The 19,705-nt window shown below is 47.6% G+C and carries 16 protein-coding genes; 9 read left to right on the forward strand and 7 right to left on the reverse strand.

What is annotated here, in order from left to right:
- Positions 1-4: 4 nt before the first annotated feature.
- The 7 genes from NeNHUV3_RS07575 to NeNHUV3_RS07605 form a co-directional block, all read right to left on the reverse strand.
- Positions 5-529 carry an FHA domain-containing protein gene (locus NeNHUV3_RS07575; RefSeq protein ID WP_391480704.1) on the reverse strand — a complete coding sequence of 175 codons (525 nt, stop codon included), beginning with the start codon at positions 527-529 and terminating at the stop codon, positions 5-7.
- A 21-nt stretch (positions 530-550) separates the two neighbouring features.
- A complete protein-coding gene (locus tag NeNHUV3_RS07580; RefSeq protein ID WP_391480705.1) occupies positions 551-2,107 on the reverse strand; it encodes an FHA domain-containing protein in 1,557 nt (518 codons plus the stop codon).
- 23 nt (positions 2,108-2,130) lie between these two features.
- Positions 2,131-2,583, reverse strand: a complete 453-nt coding sequence (locus NeNHUV3_RS07585; RefSeq protein ID WP_391480707.1) for a hypothetical protein — start codon at positions 2,581-2,583, stop codon at positions 2,131-2,133.
- A gap of 56 nt (positions 2,584-2,639) precedes the next feature.
- On the reverse strand, positions 2,640-3,362 hold the full coding sequence (locus tag NeNHUV3_RS07590; RefSeq protein ID WP_391480708.1) for a hypothetical protein: 723 nt from the start codon (positions 3,360-3,362) through the stop codon (positions 2,640-2,642).
- Between the two features lie 254 nt (positions 3,363-3,616).
- The gene (gene pbpC / locus NeNHUV3_RS07595; protein ID WP_391480710.1) at positions 3,617-5,566 is read right to left on the reverse strand and encodes a penicillin-binding protein 1C; all 1,950 of its coding nucleotides are present in this window, start codon (positions 5,564-5,566) and stop codon (positions 3,617-3,619) included.
- Positions 5,563-10,584, reverse strand: coding sequence for an alpha-2-macroglobulin (locus NeNHUV3_RS07600; RefSeq protein ID WP_391480712.1), 5,022 nt, complete (start codon positions 10,582-10,584; stop codon positions 5,563-5,565). The genes pbpC and NeNHUV3_RS07600 overlap by 4 nt, the downstream gene beginning before the upstream one ends.
- Positions 10,585-10,660: 76 nt before the next feature.
- Positions 10,661-11,179 carry a hypothetical protein gene (locus NeNHUV3_RS07605; RefSeq protein WP_391480713.1) on the reverse strand — a complete coding sequence of 173 codons (519 nt, stop codon included), beginning with the start codon at positions 11,177-11,179 and terminating at the stop codon, positions 10,661-10,663.
- 320 nt (positions 11,180-11,499) lie between these two features.
- Here NeNHUV3_RS07605 and NeNHUV3_RS07610 point away from each other — a divergent pair, with 320 nt between their 5' ends.
- The 9 genes from NeNHUV3_RS07610 to hpf all read left to right on the forward strand — a co-directional run bounded on the left by NeNHUV3_RS07610 (position 11,500) and on the right by hpf (position 19,698).
- A complete protein-coding gene (locus tag NeNHUV3_RS07610; protein ID WP_391480715.1) occupies positions 11,500-12,183 on the forward strand; it encodes a response regulator in 684 nt (227 codons plus the stop codon).
- A 1-nt stretch (position 12,184) separates the two neighbouring features.
- Positions 12,185-13,750 carry a sensor histidine kinase gene (locus NeNHUV3_RS07615; protein WP_391480716.1) on the forward strand — a complete coding sequence of 522 codons (1,566 nt, stop codon included), beginning with the start codon at positions 12,185-12,187 and terminating at the stop codon, positions 13,748-13,750.
- Between the two features lie 392 nt (positions 13,751-14,142).
- Entirely contained in the window at positions 14,143-15,408 is a 1,266-nt protein-coding gene (locus NeNHUV3_RS07620; protein ID WP_391480717.1) for a WcaI family glycosyltransferase, read from the forward strand.
- A gap of 78 nt (positions 15,409-15,486) precedes the next feature.
- Positions 15,487-16,101, forward strand: a complete 615-nt coding sequence (locus NeNHUV3_RS07625) for a ribonuclease D (RefSeq protein ID WP_048598784.1) — start codon at positions 15,487-15,489, stop codon at positions 16,099-16,101.
- An 18-nt stretch (positions 16,102-16,119) separates the two neighbouring features.
- Complete coding sequence (locus NeNHUV3_RS07630; RefSeq protein ID WP_391480719.1) at positions 16,120-17,079, forward strand: SIS domain-containing protein; 960 nt, start codon at positions 16,120-16,122, stop codon at positions 17,077-17,079.
- The gene (lptC, locus tag NeNHUV3_RS07635; protein WP_391480721.1) at positions 17,051-17,680 is read left to right on the forward strand and encodes an LPS export ABC transporter periplasmic protein LptC; all 630 of its coding nucleotides are present in this window, start codon (positions 17,051-17,053) and stop codon (positions 17,678-17,680) included. The genes NeNHUV3_RS07630 and lptC overlap by 29 nt, the downstream gene beginning before the upstream one ends.
- 17 nt (positions 17,681-17,697) lie before the next feature.
- Complete coding sequence (gene lptA, locus NeNHUV3_RS07640; RefSeq protein WP_391480723.1) at positions 17,698-18,180, forward strand: lipopolysaccharide transport periplasmic protein LptA; 483 nt, start codon at positions 17,698-17,700, stop codon at positions 18,178-18,180.
- Positions 18,180-18,932 carry an LPS export ABC transporter ATP-binding protein gene (gene lptB / locus NeNHUV3_RS07645; protein WP_341246434.1) on the forward strand — a complete coding sequence of 251 codons (753 nt, stop codon included), beginning with the start codon at positions 18,180-18,182 and terminating at the stop codon, positions 18,930-18,932. The genes lptA and lptB overlap by 1 nt, the downstream gene beginning before the upstream one ends.
- Before the next feature lie 196 nt (positions 18,933-19,128).
- Positions 19,129-19,698, forward strand: a complete 570-nt coding sequence (gene hpf, locus NeNHUV3_RS07650; RefSeq protein ID WP_391480724.1) for a ribosome hibernation-promoting factor, HPF/YfiA family — start codon at positions 19,129-19,131, stop codon at positions 19,696-19,698.
- The last annotated feature ends 7 nt before the right edge of the window (positions 19,699-19,705 follow it).

Consider the following 19,705-nt stretch of genomic DNA (forward strand, 5'->3'; position numbering starts at 1 on the left):
CCTCTTAGGTTTGCGGCGGTTTCACGTCCGACCAATCGAAATCTGGACCACAAAACGCAATGAACCGAACACAAGTTTCCTTGGTAAGCGCGAGCACTGAACCCGATGTTAGCTCTTGGGTCTGAGCGACGATTTTACCATTGATACGCGTGGGATTAGTCCCAGCACCAGGAGCGACGAGAAAGGAACGCCCCTCTTCGTCATAAATGATCCGTAGATGATCCGAACCAGAGATCGTGTTATCACCAAAATCTAAACACACCCGTTGTTCGTAATCTCGGCCCACCGAGTTCATGCCCACACCAACTGGACGCGACAAGCCCAAACCTGGCCCTTTGACCACGACAAGCCATCCGACAACAGGCCCAATATCATCAGCATCACTAAAATGATCGCCCAATCCCAGTTGTGTTTTTTCGTTCAAATCCAGCGAGGTTTTGGCATCGTCCACACTGCCGCCGATTTGTTGGGTTTTATCCGCTTCAAAGCCTTGCTGATCGTTAAAGATCCACTGTGTTTTATCGCTCATCTGAATTATTCCTATAAGATCTTACGCGCGCGAGAAAATGACATCGCATTTCCCGAGCGAAATGACAGTTCCTAATTTTATTTCCACTTCCCGACTGATCCGCTTGCCATCAACTTTGGTGCCATTCGTGCTATTGAGATCAGAGATAAAGGCCCCGTCTGAACTGAGCCGCAGTGCTAAATGCTGTCGCGAGACACTGGGGTGATCAATACATAGATCACTTGGGGCAGAGCGTCCGACCGTCACACTAACCGATGTGATATGTAATTTTTGCTGTGTACCATTTACGTGCAAATACGCCAAAGCTGGCTGGGAGGACGCCATCGCGCCTCCAGATGGATCGGAAAATTCAATCGATGTGGCTGCAGCGGAATCGCTGACTGGGGCTTCGAGCTCTTTGGCTTTTTTCTTTTTATTGCCAGATAGGACCAAGATCAAAATCACAATCAACAATAGTAGCGCCACTGCCAAACCAATGATCAAATAGCCATACTCATCAAATAGCGCTTGAAGATCAAACCCATTCGCAGCTTCACCACCTGTGGTTAAGGATCGGTCATCCGGTACTCGGGGCGGAACAGGGGATGGGACCTTGTGATTGGCGTTCTCCACAGTAGCCTTATATTTAATCGGATTGGTCTTACCTTCGTATCCAGCCAAAGGAATGTTTAATGTCACGGTGACATCGGTGGATTTAAAATCGTCCTCTGACGTCAAAACGCCCGAACGCAACATGCTACGTGCAAGCAAAGTACCCGCATTTCCAACCTCGGCTAACTCTTCGGTTGCTATCGCACTGCTTGACGCCTGAACAGCTGCAAACACCCCAAAACCATCTTGTGTGAATTGCTTGAGATAGCTGCGATCGCGGCCTGTTTCGATAGAGCCAGAGCTCGTCAATGTCAGCGCCAACGCCGAAACGGCGACCTTGCTTTCATTTGCAAAGTCTTTGACAGCGTCAATTGTGTTTACGCCTTCGTCTTGACCATCACTAAAAATGACAAGGTTTTTAATAAAGCTATCTTCTTGCGCGCTAAGCACTTGGATACCGTCGCGCACAGCATCAGAAATGTGCGTCGAAGTTCCCTCAAGCTCAACACCATCTAGAGCGACTTCGATACGTGATGGCAACAAAGTGAAATCTTGAATAATTTTGAAGCTATCTTGCTCGTGGAACGTGGCAAGTGCAACGCTTGCGCCATCAGGAAGAGCGCCCAGCAACGTTTTGATCGCTTCCTTTTCTTTGTCGAAATGGCGAGCTCGCGCCAAAGCACGCGCCCCTTGCGACGTATCAAGGATAAATAAAGTATGGCCTAACGATAGGCCATTAGGATACCCTGAATTTCCATGTTTGACCAACTCCAGTCTGACGTCACCTGTTGTCGTGATCTCTTCAAGAGTTGCACCAATGGGCATCCGAACGGCGCAATAGGCCTGATCCTGCGGCAAATCGGCACCGCAATCTACGACGGCAAGCCCAATTTCAGGCGCTCGAGTAAGGCCATTCGATACGTCTTGGGCTAACAATGATGACACCCAAAGACCACAGGTGAGAATTGAGATAATCAAACGTTTCATGCGAAACTCCGCAAAGGTAAAAATTAGGATGACAAGGCCGAAATCGCCGCCGAAATATTGCGCAACTCTGAGCGCAACGTTTTTGGATTTGCCCCGGCATTGAAATCAGCTTCAACCGCAGTGACCTGATCTTCAAGAGCAGAGACATGTAAACCATTCGCTTGACCTGCCGAAGAGCTTCGCAGAGCGCTCAGACGTGTTTTCAAAGACGCGATCTCACTGCGCAATAATCCAATTTCACGGCTGTTGGACGCTTCTTGCGTCTCTAGGCTATTAATGTTGCGCTGTGCGGCGTTATTGCTAGCGATAATGCGCTCAACTTCTGCATCATTTGTCGAAATCTGACGATCATACTCACCCGTTTCGATATTTCGCAGGTTGTCGAAAATGTTAGCCTTTGAAGGATCTGTCTCCCCTTCACAGCCAGCTAATAAGATGCATCCCAATGCTGATGAAATAAGTGCTTTGAGCTTCATTATTCTTCCCTTTAGATCTAGCGGAAAAAGGCGCCCCCTATCAGCGCCCTCCGAGCTTACCTTACACTGATAAAGTCAATGGATTGAACAGTGCGATTCAAACGATTCCTCGTTGAAGTGGCCGCCGCTTTGGACCGCGAAAGATTCCCTGCGCCATCTTTTTCCAAGGCAACAAGATTTTTATACGCGCCATTCACCTGACCAGATGTGTTTTGCAGCGCGGCTCTGACAGCTCGACGGTTCGAATTCACACCACGTGCTCGGGCTTTGTAAATAGACTCGCTAATTTGACCTGCCGACACTTGACGACGCAACGATGAAAGTTCTGCGTTTTGCTGACGAACAACCGAACGCAAGCGCGATTCAATGCTGCCCAATTTTTGATTGATGCCGCTGATTTTAGCGATGACTTGCTTTTGCTCTACTAGCTTTTTATTTGCCTGTGCTGCTTCTTTTCCTGCACCGTACCCGACTGCGCCCCCAGCAACACCCCCCACAATCGCACCATCTTTGCAATCATCGGCGTCCCCACCCAACAACAGTGACAAAGCACAACCCGCAGCAGCACCAATAACTGCGCCCTCGATTGCGTTCCGCGCGACAATGTCTCTTGACTGGCGAGAAAGTGATTTTGCTTCAGCTAAAAGTCTACCTTCAGAAGCGGAAAGCTCTTTGTTTTTAGATGCTTGTCCTTGTGCCTTCGAAACACTCACTGGCTGATCTACACAAGCGGAAAGGGCCACGATACAGCACGCAGCGAGTAGTTTCATTAGTTTCATACTAATCTCCATTAATAGTCGTATTTAGTGCAATAGCATCACGTAAATCTGAAATTAATTGTTTCACAAGTATCACAATGAAACCAGCCCAGAAATTTACCGTTCCACAAGACTGAGCTGAGGTATAAACACAAAAAAATCTGTTATACGTTTCACCACCGTGGTTATTATTACCATTAAAAGCTATCGGCTTTTCCCTTTGCGGGTTGACGGTTGGGTTTTCAACCAAAACCTTAAACCTCCTGAAACAGTGATTATTCAACAAAAATTTCATGTGTGGTTGTACAGTCGCCATGCTGAGCTGTTAACAGCTGCACTCCGGGCTCATTAATTTCAATCTGCTGTAAGTTTTGACCAATTTTAACCCCGTTAAGGTACCAGGCCGCACCATTGCCACCTATTATGGAAATATTTTTACTTATTGATTTAATCCAAGCACCATCTTCTGGGTAAGAAATAAGTCTTTTACAGCTGGTAGCTAGTTTTGAATTATAAGTTGATTTACCCTGGCTGACCTTAGGCTTCGCAGGTCGAACCAGGCCTAATGATCTACCAATTTCCAGCGAAATAGGGAATGCCGTACTAACACCCGTTAGTGTAGTAGTAGGTTCATTATCTGGCGTACCAACCCAGACTAATACGAGATGTTTATCATAGATCTGAACGCTCCACGCGTCTTGTCTGGCGAATGAGGTGCCCGTTTTGAATGCAACTCGTTCTCCATTTGCCATATCTTGTATTAGTAACGATTGGATTTGATTGGCTGTATTTTGAGTGACCAATGTGAAGTCCGACATAGGAGCATTGTCTTCAGTAAAAGATAGGCGTCTAGCATATCCAGGATCTACAAGCCCCATATAGATATTCATCAACTGTTCTGGTGTTAGATAAAGACCACCAACAGCCAAGCTTAATCCCGCAAGTTGCTGAGAGTTTAGGGAGCCGTCTAGATAGGTGTTTAATTCAGCCTGTAATAGATCGGGGCCGACTTTTTCCAAAGCCCGGATTGCTGGAATATTGAGTGATGTCAGCAGTGCCTGCTTGAGGCTTACCTTGCCGCCAAAACCTTCACTGAAGTTTGTTGGCCGATAACCTGACTTAAAGTACGCCGTATCATCAAACACGTGTTCGTAGGTAATGAGATTACGATTAAGAGCTTTTGCGTACACTAACGGTTTCAAAGTGGAGCCTGGGCTACGTAGTGCGGTCAAATAGTTGATAGCACCTTTTCTAGTTTGTGAGCTGTATGTTGCTGAGCCTACATAAGCCCGGACTAGTCCTGTTTTCCGCTCAACAATCATTGCTGCTGCCTGGATAGGGGCAGAGCGGGTCTGAATGTCTTGTGCCAGTATGTTCTGCACTTCGCGCTGCCAGTCAGAATTGATGGTTGTGCGAAAGTGTTTGTTATCTGCAGAAGCGAGGCGCTGGGCTAGGTGTAACGCGTGGGATTCCGGCTTTATTAGACGAGTAGGAAGTGGCTCTTCTATTACCTCCTGAACGGTCTGATCTTGGAAACCTAGGCGAGGGGCTACTTTGGCGAGAACAAGTTGTTTCGCTTGGTATGCGTCAGCTGGGAACCTATCAGGACGGCGACGCTCAGGAGATTGTGGTAGAGCAACTAAAATCGCGATCTCGTTGAGTGTGAGTTGAGCTGGCGTCTTTTGAAACCATGCTTCGGTCGCGGCCTTGATACCCTCAATATTGCCACCGTACGGAGCCAATGTGAAATATGCTTCAAGAATTTCTTCTTTAGACCAGTGCTGCTCAAGTCGACGCGCTTCAATCATTTGTCGAATCTTTGTTAACAAGGAATGCTGGCGTAGGCTGGTGTCTAGCAACCGAACAGTTTGCATCGTTAGTGTAGATGCACCTGAACTCACTTTCCCGAACTTTATCGCGTTCAAAGCTGCACGCGAGATTGCTTTTAGATCTACTCCCCTGTGTTCCCAGAAACGTTGATCCTCATAAGCGACCAAAACTTCAATGAGTTCTGGATCAATGTCCTTAATTTTGATTGGCTCGCGCCAATAGCCCTCATCTGTAAGGCTAAGGTTTATTATGCGGTCATCGGTCCCTCGCAGAACAACAGAGACATCAGACAAGCGCCCCAAATTTGGTGGTTGTGCTATGTACCAAACTAGGGCGCTGAGAGTGACTACTAAGCTACCCGTCAGCGCAATGATGACTTGTCTGATTAGTGTCATCGTGCTTGAACGACTGTCCGTCTAATGTTTGATCGACCATTTATTTCGGGGAAATACATTTCTTCTACTGTGGCATCCGGGATTTGTGCTCTCCCTTCATAGGCCGCTCGTACAGTGTACCTCACAAAAGCGAAGCTACCTTGGAACCACCGATCATCAAAATGTGCGATTAGACGATCGTCCATTGCGGCTGTGAAGTAAGGCTTTCGACCTTCATTCAAGTCAACCTTAACGCCATTAACTTGCGGATCTGTAATTGTTGCATCTTCAATTTCGAAGCCTGTTGGTAACAAGTCTGTAAGAAGAAGATCAGACCCAGAACCTCGTCTAGTTCGATCGATTTCCACAACAACAGTAAATAAATCGCCTTGATTTACAGCTAAAACACCATCTTCCAATAGCACTGGCTCGCCTGAACGATCATACCACCATTTAGTAACCTTGTAGCCGTTATTGCGTGGTAAGGTGTAGCGTCGCTGGCCTGTAGTTTTGACGTTTAGGAAGAGTGGTGTTTTGGCATTGTGACCAATTTCAAATCCAAATTGTAGTTGTTGATTGGTGAGGGGGAGATTTCCGCTGTCATCAAGAACAAGATCCATTCCGTCCAGTGTGATTGTTGTTCCTGCCATTGAAGCTTCTTGGAACTTTTGAAGTGAGACTAGCTTGGCGCTTGATTGTGTTGAGCGATACCCACGCTGACTTAAGTGCTCATTAGTGTTAGCAATTACCGTCATTAACGGAGGTGCCAAAAGTTCTGTATCTAGCTCTGTCAGTAGGTGAGCAGTATCTGGCGCGGATACGCCGAGTTTATGATAAGATCTTCCACTGCTATTGGCCGTAAACCATGTACCAGTTGTACGGCTGACGTTTGGTTCTTCAGGGGTGTTTTTGTCTAACAGAAACTGTACTCGCTCTGCTAACTGCAACATTCGTTTCGTATCATTGAGATTTGCCGCCACCCAATATGCGAGAGCAAAATCTTCCAATGCATTCGATAGTACAAATGGGGTCACTTTGGCAGCAGCCAACTGAGGACGTTTCTCTGAGAGATCTAGGTCAATTGCATATCTTGCTCGCGACGTTACTTCATATCCTGAACGGGCAAGAATTCCATATGCATACAACTTTGTGCGCTGTTCATTGAAGTTTGTCCGATAGAGATATTCGAGGCCATTGTTAATCGCATCGATGACAGCCGCTTGATTATCTGCGTAGGGCAAAAGCTTTTGCAGAGTGTCCACGGCATAAGGTTGATAGACTTCGTAAACACGTGAATTTTTAGACCAATAGCCAAATGCACCAGATGTCTTCTGTTTAGCCATTAGGTTATCGATGCCGATCTGAATTCTACGTGATGTGTCTTTATCCAGCCCGCGTAATTCAGCCATTGCTACAACGCCTCGAGCTTTTGAAGAGACTTGTTCCACGCAGCCATATGGATAGCGGTCAAGTTCTGAAACTACCTGGCTTAAGTTAATTCCTACAGTGGATTTTAGGCTTGCTGTTACGGTACTACCAGGCTCGGCAAGGTCCACGATATACGAATTGTACGGCTGTACTAAAGAGCTGCCCAGTCCTAACCAGTTTTGTTTTTTTAGCTCGACAGATTGAACCTCTGAGACTGGGTATGAGCCGTGGCGTGAGACGAGTTCATATGTCCGACTGTATAGACGATCACCTGCTGCCATTTCGATCACTACTGGCACAGTTCCAGTAGTGTTGGCGGTAATAGGTAAGTCTACACTGAAGGTGTTGGACGCTGGCTTAGCGATGGTTTGAGTTGCAATCGATTTTCCAATCGTCGTCTTCAATTCCACCGGGCCGTCGAAGTCGTTCCATCGGATGTTCATTTTTGCATTTACGAAATCTTTTGGCGCAACAAATCGGGGCATTGAGACATCAATACTTACTGGGTCTTGAACCGTGATTGTGCTTTCTGAAAACCCAAAGCCTGTTTTATCCAAAGCGACTACGACCACGCGTAAACGACCTTCCCATTCCTCAGTTTGATCAAACTGGTAAACAGCCTTCCCATCGACAATATCGATTAGTGGGCTTGAGGCGACAAAGGTTTTGAAGAACTCAGACTTTGGAGCCTCAGCTGCGGCTGATAGCATCCCCTCATCACCACCGACACGTATTGCTTTTAGGCTGCTGTCTTGGGAAATAAGTTTGCCAAAATTTGTAAATATTCCAAAGTTGAGCGCTCGCTCGCCCAGATAATGATCTTGGATGTTGTCGTTCTTATAGCCAGAGATTGCGTGTATGCCTTCGTCAATTACAAAAATCATAGCGCTGCCATCAGTGCCATTGGTATCAATGGTGACCGAGATAGGGTCCTGGCTCGTAATTGTTTCCTGAGTATCTACCTCTACCGACAACTTACGGCCGGCTGCTGTGTTAGGGACCCATGTCTTGCCAATAGCAATTTGTGGTAAGTGTTCAGACCCTGGTGCGATAGGGCGGACCAAGGAACTCAACAGGTGGACGCCAGGCTCTGTCTTAGCCAAGATCTCCAACGGAAACTCAAATGCGCCTTCTTTAACTTCAGCTTCGAATACGGATTGTATGTCCTCATTAGCGACGAATATTGACAATTTTCCGTTAAAGGGCGCTGTGCCTCGTACATTTGTACCGTCAAAAGCTAAGCTCAGTTGTTCTGGCTCACTGGCGGGTTTGGCATTTGCACCCCAGCCAACATAGAATTCGTAGATAGTTTCAAAGCCAAGTTTGTTCTTAACGATCAGTTCATGACGACCCCATGAAAGAGGCGTTTTGAGTGTTAAGTTTTTATTAGATACGCTGCCGCTTTCCACAGCATTTTCTGAAACCCTAACCGCATTCCAGCGCCAACCGCCATCATAGTACCAGTTGTAGTCGCTATATACTCTTTTGACCGTGTACGTGACGCCATCGAAGCCAACGCTGTTTCCTTGGCGATCAACAGAGGCAACAGTGAAGCTAGGCGGATAATCTTCACTAGCGTAGTCATCAAAATTTGAACGGACGCCGACATAGCTATCGAGAGTGTCTAGAGCGACCCTCTCTTTTACTTTGTTTGCTCTCCCGCCCACATCGTAGACTGTTCCCTCAATAATAACTTCATAGAGGCTTTGGGCGTTGACCGTGTAATCTGAAAGGATTGAAGTGTTCAGTTTACCGTTTTCATCCAGCAACTGCTCATAGCTGTCTAATTGCTTGATTGATGATGCATCTGGATTGCCAAACACAAAGCCAGATAGTTCAGCAGATTTATGAGTTCTAACTTCTTTTAAGAAAGTGATGATTTCAGCTGACAAGTTTGCAGCTGGTCCGCCTGAATAATACTCACCTTGAAGCGTTAAGTTTTGCTGTTCCCCAAGTGCCCAGTATTCGCCATTTGTATCCAGCCGAGCTTCGATGGTTAAAGGCACAAAGTCGCTGATACTTATTTGGTGATCAGCAAGTATATCTTCGTCAACACTTAACACCTGAACAGAATACTGCCCAAGCGGCAGAGTTTTCTTCAGTTCTATTTTTTGAGCAAAGGCCCCAAATTCATTACTGGCAATTTGAGATTTATAAATTTCAGAATTTATACTGTTGAGTAAGCGTACCGTCAGCTCTTGATTAGGTAAGGGCTGTAAATTTAACTTTCGGGCTGCGCCAACAAAGTGAAGTGTCTCACCGGGACGGTAAACCCCTCTATCAGTAGTTAGATAGACATCTACATTTGCGCGTTTCTCAGTTCCACCAGTTAAGAAGCGAGGTTTCTGGTCTAGTGCGTTTAGCTCAATAATGCTTGAACCATTTTTCTCGGTTGAAACTATAAGAAACTTGGGTGCAAAGCCCTTGGTGCCATCTAAGAGCCGGTTTGAAACTTCGACCCGACCACTCTTATCAGAGGTACCTTCAAAAAGTGTTCTGTTGTTAGCGGCTGTTATGCGGACGCTGGCATCTCGTATAGCTGCAGTATCACTAAAACTGGTCAAAAAGATGTCAGATTTGTTTAGTCCTTTATAAAATTGAAGCGCAACATTTGAAATTGAGAACCACTGTGTTGGGCGGTTAGAATAGCGGCTCATCTCAATTTGCGGTGACGTAAATGTAGCAACAAACAGGCCAGAAGCATCATCGTTTAAGATGTCGCTGAAATTCAGGTTTACCTTCTGTTGCTGGTTAAGTGGCGCATCGAGCATAATTTTTTTCTTTGCAACCTCGTCCCCCCAATAGTCTTTGAGCTGATTAATATCTTGCCCGTCGAGAATTGTTAGGATGTCGGTATACGCGCTCAAAGAAGCTGCATCCACTTGATGCAGTGTCACTTCAATTTCACTCACGTTTACATACTCAATAGGCATCACTGCGTTAGATGGGTCAGCCATTATTGACTTAGATGCATCAAGCTTGATGCTCGGACTGCGCTCAGGCGTTTGAAAGGCCAAGTTTATCGGTGCTGTAACTGACTGTTTGGGCAGCCCGTCCCGCTTAAGTTGTAAATTCGGCAAAATACGCAGCTGATATCGCGTCGAATGTGCAAGACCGCTGATGCAAAACTCGCTTCGCTTGTCGTTCCAAGAATAAATATCTTTTGGACCAGTAACTGAAAATGCATCGACGATTTTATTGTTCGATGTCACCTCAAAATAGTTTTGAAAACTATCATCAGCAAAATCTAAAGTTCTGCCGCTTTCTTGTGCTGCTAACGTGGAGCAGACCGACGCTGTAGTCCCACTATCAAAGGTTCGTGGTGGATAAGCGAAAACGGCCTGATCAGTACTTTGTGCGTAGAATAATGCCGCATCGGCATTGAGGACCTGATCTTTATACGTGAACGTTGCGAGCTTACCGCTCGGAGCAGTACTCAAGGTGACGTCAATGACACCCAAGAAATTCACTTCAGCACCTGCTGGTACTGTTGTCGTGTCGTTAATGATGATGGGCTCAATAGAGACGTATCGTCCGAGTTGCTCAGCAAACGAGAGCGATGGCAGAGCCCAAAATAGAATGAACGCTAAAGATTTAATAAGGTTTAACATATTTTGGGTCTCTTTTGTGGTATCGAAGAAGCCTGACATTGCCCGATTAAAGACGCCATGCATCAATGGTTTTTATTTACAGCAATGTTCCGAGAAAATCACTGTCACAATCGGATTTGAGATGTCTTAGCTGATCAGAAAGATTTCCAACGGGCCAAGTGTTGTTTGATGCGAGTTCGTAGTCTTCTGTGATAAGTGTAAAATTGGTTTTTTCTGAATTTTTGGGTAGATAATTGACTACGTCCCATGCCCAGTAACCTAAACGAATGTAGACCAGATTAGTCTTACCGTTGATCCCTTGATAGGTCTTTAGCAGCTGTCCTGCGGAAGCAATTTGCATGTCCGACAGTAAAAAGCTGAGCGCCAATGTCTCTGTGTCCTTGAGCACGGTTTTTGGATTTTTTGAGATCTCTGCCCATAATCTTAACTCGACTGCATTACAGTTTTGCGATGCCATCACTTCCAACCGACCGATAGAGCTTTGGTTGGAAGGCGACGCTAAAATTTGATGTTGATCTTGTGCCCAATCTTCTGCGGCTACAGCGGTTGTTGCCATTATCCAAGAGATGGCCAGGGGCATTAGCTTCAATCCCATTCTTCTACCCACAATACGAGAGCACAGCAAATAAGGAGTGTTACAATCAGAATGGGTGCGGAGATCATCAGAACATCTTTCTATCTTATTTAGATTTCAAATAACTCCCGCGAGGTCGGGAGATCACCTCGCGGGAGGAGCAAGCTCGTCTGCTCGACAGGTCGCCTCAACCTGCAGATTTGGTCTACAATGGTGAAATGCAGATACGTCTCGGCGTTTTTGTGGATTTTGAGGAGATTTGTGCAGATTATGTGCAGTCGCGGTGAAACTGATTGATCCGCAAAACATGTGTCTTCATGTAAGGTGTAAGTGAGGAACAAATGCCCAATATTGTGATTGTCGATGACGAGGTGGAAATCCTTCAGCCGCTGGAAGAGATGCTCGTAGATGAGGGCTTCTCTGTTCGTGCTTTTTCAAGTCCACTCAAAGCGCTTGCTTATTTGCAGACGCAAAGCCCCGATTTGGTTGTGTTTGATATAAAGATGCCTGAGCTGAACGGTTTAGAGCTTCTCAAAAGAGTGAGGGAAATACATACAGCTTTGCCGGCAATATTCTTGAGTAGCAAAAATGAAGATGCTGACCAGTTGATTGGGTTTTCAGTTGGCGCTGACGATTATGTCGGCAAACCTTTCACAAAACAGCTACTTATGTTTCGGATTAGGTCTGTTCTTCGCAGGCATGCACCTACAGATAAATCACCCAATCAACCAATTGTTGCAGGTAGTTTAGCGATTGATCCAGAACGCCATTTGGTGAGCTGGCGTGATCATAAATTATCCATGACTGTCACAGAATGTATGATCTTGATGTCTTTAGCTGAAAGGCCAGGGACCGTTAAGAAACGAGCCCAACTCATGGATGCTTGCTACGATGGCAATGTATTTGTGAGTGACAGAACTATCGACAGTCATGTCAGAAATATCAGGTCGAAAATACGTGATGTAGATCAAACTGCTGAACCCATCACTACTGTGCATGGCCTAGGCTACAAGCTAGCCGTTTGATATGCGCAGCATCCTGACAAAAATCTTTAGCTTGTTTTTGGGCTTCAACGTTGTGTTGTGGGTTTTTGTGTTGGCTTCAGATGACTTTGTTACAGCCGAAATCACCCATAAAAAGAACCAGTTGTCGCTTTCGTCAGTTTTGTACGCTCAGCTTGTATTACCAATTATTCGACGCTCAGACATATCTGAGTTTGAAAAGCAGGTGACGATTAGCCAGCTTCTTTCGGGGCCTGCTATTCCAAGCTCAGAAAACATCAAGGTATATCGCTTTGAAGCTGAAGGCGACTTGCCATCATGGTTTAAATATTACGACGGTACGGCCGCTAATCGTTTGGCGCCCGTTACAGTGAGCGTTTTGCCTGCGAGTAAGCTCAGTTCTCCGAGCAAGACTAAATTAACTGATCAAATCGCTGAGCGGCTATTCAAAGTCTATAAGCCTTTAGTTGATGGCAGAGTTGTCACGCCAGAGATAGTAGCCAAGCGAGCACGTTTCAGCACTCAAAACGAAGTTTTAGACAGCGATTTAGATTCCTATTTCTTGCGAGTGCTGGCCCCAATACGTGACGGCAAAGAGACCGTCGGAGTTATTGAAGTATGGGATACCTATAAAATCAAAGATGCTTACTTTGGTCGTAACGCTGTGCGGCTAAATCTACTTGGGGGAATTTCTCTAATAAGCCTTATTCTTTGCCTTATATTGGCGATCTCAATAGCGGTGCCCCTGCGGCGCTTGTCTCGGCGCCTTGATAAGAAACTATCGCCTGATGACATTGCCACCCAATTACAAAGTTTTCGTATCAATAGTTTGAGTAAGCGCCGCGATGAAATTGGTCGGCTGCATGGTAATCTTGTTAAATTGACGGGCCAGATGACGGACCTCTTTAAAGAGAAGGAGCAGTTTGCAGCAGAAGTCAGCCATGAACTTAAAAACCCAATCGCTAGCATCATTGCTTATGCTGAAAATTCTGAGAACCGCTCAATTGCAGATGATAGTGCAATGACTAAAGTCAAAGCGCAGGCTGTTCGAATGAATAAACTTGTTTCTGAGATATCCGAGGCTGCTGTAGTTGATAACGATTTAGTCACCAAAAAACGCGAGCGCTTCAATCTGTCTGAAATGCTTGATGAAATCTTGACCCATTACCAAGATACTAATGAGTACCAAGGGGTCGAAATCATTGCTGAGATCCATCCCAAAGTAGTAATTTCCGGGCTGCAGGAGCGCTGGGGGCAAGTGGTTGTAAATTTACTCGACAACGCAATCTCATTTACGAGACCCACTGGCCGAATTCAGGTTTCGTTAAGTAAATCATGGCGCCGCGGTGTAGTACTTCAGGTAGAAGACAGTGGCCCTGGGATTAGTGAAGCCGTAGCTGAACTAGTATTTGAACGGTTTTATACTGCTCGTAAGGGTAATGCATCGCAGTCAAATGCATCTGGTTTAGGGCTGTCAGTTGTTAAACAAATTGTGGAAGCACATGGTGGTAATGTTAAGGTCGGAAAGTCAGACCTAGGTGGGGCGAGTTTTTGTATTAGGCTCGAGCAGACCTATGCATTTCGGGCATAAGTAGCTTTTTTATTCAATAAATAATCGGTTATCATAAATCCTAATTATAATTCCCAACTAGCAATACTCACAATAATATCATGCAAGACTTTCTGTAGATGCTTAAAGTGATAAGACCGAGATCCATGCATAGTGGCCAAAAGTCAGTCGACCTCAAAATCCCCACTTCTTTTCAAAATGAATTAAATCAGGACCGCTTTCGGGACCACTTCTGCAAACGTCTCTCCCACTAAGCCCCTAATACTAAATGACAAATTGTGTAGTTCGATGTCCTCTCCTGGGCACCAGTTTTCCCCTCAAATAGAGTAACCAATAATTAACCAATTCAGAGGCTAACTCATATCCTCTGATTGTGAGTTAATTATGTTCCCCAGTTTTCATCGATATCCAGCGTGAGACACCTTGTTATAGGCATAAACTTTGCTCCTGAGGCGATGTCTACGGGCCTGTATACAAAGCAAATGTGTGAGTATTTGGCCGAGCTAGATCATAAAGTCACCGTTCTTTGCGGACAGCCTTACTTTCCCAATTGGGCGACTTACGGTGGGTGGAGCAAATTTCGCTACACAAAACGCGATCATGGCAAAATTGATGTGACCCACTGTCCTCATTACGTGCCGCAGAACCCAACAGGCATAAGGCGCATCATTCATCATACGTCCTTTGCCTTTGCAATTTTGCCGATCTTGATTTGGTACAGTCTAACTAAGCGGTTCGATTTAATTACAGTCGTCGCGCCCTCACTGATAAGCGCGCCGTTTGCTTTTGCCTTCGCGAAGGTTTCAGGGGCACGATCGCACTTGCATGTTCAGGACTTTGAGGTCGAGGCAGCCTTTGCTACCAAACTCATCGATCCGGAGGCGCTACTCGGACGCGCAGCACTTCGTTTTGAAGAGTGGTGCCTGAAGCGCTTTAACTTGGTTACTACAATTTCACCGACAATGCTCCTGAAGCTCCACCAAAAGGGGGTTACACCCGACAAAACATATGAGTTGCGAAACTGGGCCGATACCAGCCGAATAAAGCCGCAAGAGCCGTCGCAGTCATTCAAAAGGGAAATTCGGATCAGCACAGAATACGTCGCGCTGTACTCGGGTAATATCGGCAACAAACAAGGTATCGGGATCATAGTTGAGGCTGCGAAACTGCTGTCGCGCCGCACTGACCTTACGTTCCTGATCTGCGGGAATGGTCCTGCATTGACAGATCTCAAGCGCAAAGCGTTAGGGCTGCCGAACGTCTGGTTTATTGACCTACAGCCGCTCGAACGTCTGTCCGACCTGCTGAGCATCGCGGATATTCACCTGATGCCCCAAATCGCAGATGCCGCTGACCTGTTGCTGCCATCAAAACTGACTAACATGTTTGCGTCAGGACGCCCTATTGTGGCCACGGCGGCACGTGGCACCGGCCTCGCGGATGAGATCAAGGGTGCAGGGATTGCTACGCCACCTAATGACGCGCCGAAATTTGCCCGCGCAATCGAACAGCTTTTGAACGACAAAGAATTACACGCCGAGATGGGCAAAAAGGCGCGTTTAATTGCGCTCACGCGTTGGGAAAAGAACTCAATACTTACTCGATTTGAGGCACGCCTGCGTGAATTGCTTGGCACGGCTAAACAAAAAGGTAAGCCACGCGGTAATCCACGCACATAGGCACCCCAGATGCCTCTGCTCTTTCCTTGAGCGCTCAAAGCGCATATGCCAGCGGGCAACACTATTGCAGGGCCGGATATGACAAACACACTCTACCAAAATGACCTCCCTGACGACTTGGATTTGGGTCCGGTCGTCGCGATTGACTGTGAAACGATGGGCCTACATCCGCACCGCGATCGTCTGTGTGTTATCCAGATGTCAGGCGGTGATGGAAACGCACATTTGGTACAGGTAGCAAAAGGCCAAACCGAGGCACCAAATTTGTGCCGCATGCTGACCGATCCAAACGTACTCAAGCTGTTTCACTATGGCCGGTTTGACATCGCGGCTATGGATAATGCCTTTGGCGCCCTCACTGCGCCGGTTTACTGCACAAAAATCGCCAGTCGCCTCATTCGCACATACACCGACCGGCACGGCCTGAAGAACCTTCTGCAAGAACTTTTGAGCGTGGACATTAGCAAGCAGCAACAATCCAGTGACTGGGGTGCCGAAAAACTTACTGACGCACAGCTGGAATATGCCGCAAGTGACGTGCTTTACCTGCACCGCTTGCGTGATGAGCTAAACATCCGCCTTGAGCGCGAAGGCCGCATGGAGCTTGCACAACGGTGCTTTGACTTCCTGCCGACCCGTGCGCAACTTGATTTGGCTGGTTGGCCTGACAGCGATATTTTCGCGCACTCCTGATTTGAGCGGATCCTAGATATGACTGATTTCAAAAGCCTTGGCCAAGATGTCATCCGTGCCGAAGCCGAGGCCCTTGAGACACTCGCCAATCAGCTTGGGGATAGTTTTGAGGCTGCAGCAAAGTTGATGCTTGCCGCGACAGGTCGGGTCATTCTTTGCGGGATGGGGAAATCAGGTCATATTGCACGCAAGATAGCAGCCACGCTGGCAAGTACCGGCACGCCTGCACAGTTTGTACACCCCGCAGAGGCCAGCCACGGTGACTTAGGCATGATGGCGAAGGGTGATGTTGTTTTGCTTTTGTCAAACTCAGGTGAGACCCCTGAACTGGCCGATGTGATTGCACACACAAGACGCTTCAACATTCCGTTAATCGGCATGGCGAGCCGCGCAGACAGCACCCTGCTGACACAGTCGGATGTTGCTTTGGTCTTACCTCAACTCGGCGAGGCCTGCGGTACCGGCGTTGTTCCCACTATTTCCACAACCATGACCCTAGCGCTTGGTGATGCTCTTGCGGTCGTTCTGATGAAGCACCGTCAATTTACGCCTGCCAACTTCCGCGATTTTCACCCCGGCGGGAAACTCGGCGCACTGCTTTCAAAAGTCGGCGAGCTGATGCACTCGGGCGATGCGGTGCCGCTGACTACGGCAAATACCTCCATGCAGGACGTACTCATTACAATAAGTCAAAAAGGCTTTGGCGTGGTGGGTGTGACCGATGACAACGGCACCCTTAAAGGAATTATTACGGACGGTGACCTACGCAGGCACATGGATGGGCTTCTTGACCTGACCGCAGGCGGTGTGATGACTGCCGCGCCAAAAACCATCTCACCAGATGCACTTGCCGAAGAAGCGGTCGGGCAAATGAATGAACGCAAGATCACATGTCTGTTCGTTGTTGACCCAAAAGGACCAGCACAACCTTGTGGGATTTTGCACATCCATGACTGTTTGCGCGCCGGACTGGGGTAGGATGGTTCGGGCGGACAACAGATATTCGCGACTGGTTGTTTGGCTGAAAATCATCCTGCCAATTGTCGGCCTTGTTTTGCTGTCGCTGCTGTTTTTGGTCGCACGACCCGCCACTGATGTCCAAAGCACCATCCCCTATGCCAAAGTCGAGATAGATGAGATTGTCGCGGATCAGCGCATTTCGGCACCCACATATTCAGGGGTGACTGCTGAGGGTGATGCTATTGAATTTAACGCTAAACTTGCCGCGCCAAGTCCAAACAAGCCCGACAGCATCACGTCTGAGGGCATTTCAGCGCGGATTGATCTCAAAGGTGGTACCACCATCTCGCTGACGGCGCCACAAGCAAGCGTGGACGGACCGACCCAAACCGCGCGCCTTTCGGGAGGTGTTGAGGTGAATACTTCAGCTGGTGTGGTGGTACGAACTGACGCCGTAACAACATCGCTTGAGACAGCTACGCTGGTAACCGATGGGTCTGTGGAAGCCACCTCATCGCTTGGCCAGATCACAGCCGGTCAGATGACTTTGATCCAGCAAAACCGCGGCGTACATGTTCTGGTTTTCCAAAACGGCGTCCGAGTGATATACCAGCCATGACTTCTGGAGAGCACCCTATGTTTTTGCGCTTTATCATTGCCGCTTTTCTTTCTATTTCCTTCTGCGTTTCGGCGACAGCGCAACAAGTTGCGTTTGGTAAAATTGCTAACGACCCAGATGCGGCACTTGAAATTACTGCCGACCAGCTCAACGTTAATCAAGAAAACGGTACCGCCATTTTTGATGGTAACGTCGTGATTGGCCAGGGTGTGATGCGCCTTGCCGCAGGCCGTGTTTTGGTTGTCTATGCGGAGGGCGACCAAAAAATTGAGCGGCTAGAAGCAACCGGCGGTGTAACGCTAGTGAATGGTGAGGACGCAGCAGAAGCAGAGCGCGCCGACTATTCAATTGCAAACAACGAAGTCGTAATGAGTGGAAACGTCCTCGTAACCCAAGGTCCAAATGCGTTGACGTCTGAAAGTATGACACTTGACCTTGCAACTGGTACGGCACGTATGAACGGTCGCGTGAAAACAATCCTCAACACTGGGCAGGACTGATGCCAGATCTCAAAGTAACCGAAGGGTCTGCGGGACTACGGGTCAGTAACCTACGTAAAAGCTACCGTAAGCGGACCGTCATTCGTGACCTATCCATGACGCTGGCGCGCGGTGAAGTTGTGGCTCTGCTGGGGCCAAACGGATGCGGTAAATCAACCTGCTTTTATTCAATTGCAGGCCTCGTCACGCCCGAAGGTGGCCAAGTGACGATTGATGGCCGCGACGTAACGACCCTGCCAATGTATCGCCGCGCCAAACTGGGTATCGGCTACCTTCCACAAGAAATGTCCATTTTTCGCGGAATGAGCGTTGAAGACAACATCGGAGCAATCCTCGAAATTTCTGAGCCGGATCGCGCTATTCGACGCAAACGACTTGATGAATTATTGTCTGAATTCTCGATTGAGCATTTACGCCGCGCCTCGGCACTTGCACTTTCGGGTGGCGAGCGGCGTCGCGTTGAAATTGCCCGCTGCCTTGCCGCTGACCCCAAATATGTGCTGCTGGATGAGCCATTTGCTGGTGTCGATCCCATTGCGGTTGGTGAAATTCGTACTCTCGTTTCAGACCTCAAAACACGCGGTATTGGCGTTTTAATCACAGATCACAACGTGCGGGAAACTCTCGAAATTGTTGATCGTGCTTACATCATGCACAGCGGAACGATCTTGATGAGTGGCACCGCAGCAGAGGTCGTAGCGGATGAGAAAGTGAAGCAAGTTTACCTCGGCCAAAATTTTCGCATTTCATAACCAGCGCGCAATCTCACTTGACAGATCGCACTGATCCAGCGCCAAATGAGGCTAATGAAAGTGGCCAGACCCATCTTTTTTAGCCTGATACTCGGTTGTCACCGCGCCCTTTCATTCAGCCAAAAGTTACCATTTCTTTACATTCATGCGTCAGGCCATGTTGGGCGGAAACGGTTCAAATAACACTGGAGACTTCATGCGCTATCAAATCACTGGCAAGCAAATCGACATCGGCGACGCACTTCAAACACATGTCAAAAGCGAACTTAATGACATCGTTGAGAAATACGCAGAACGACCGACGGACGCCAATGTGGTTTTTTCAAAAAGCGGTCATGAACACGTCTGTGAAGCGACCATCCATCTTTCAACCGGACTGACCGCGCAGGCAAAGGCTCATGCGACCGAAATCTATGCGGCATTCGATGAATGTGCTGAGAAAATGGAAAAGCAGTTACGGCGCTACAAACGGCGCCTGAAGGACCACCATAGCAAGCGGAAAGAACCGGTTGAACAATTGGGGGCTTCCTCTTATATCCTCGCGACAAGTGAGGGCGTTGACGATAGTGAACCGGAAACGTTGCAGCCTATGATTATTGCCGAAGTTGAAACCAAAGTTTCAACAATGTCAGTCGGTGAAGCGGTTATGCAGATGGAGATTTCCGGAGCGCCAGTGGTGATTTTCCGGAACGAGAGTAACAGTGCGTTTGGGGTCGTCTACAAACGCGACGATGGTAACATTGGGTGGATCGAGCCCAAAACGTAACAGGGCA

Origin of the sequence: Nereida sp. NH-UV-3, assembly GCF_042939535.1 — a bacterium.
In the GTDB taxonomy this organism is placed as follows: Bacteria; Pseudomonadota; Alphaproteobacteria; order Rhodobacterales; family Rhodobacteraceae; genus Nereida; species Nereida ignava.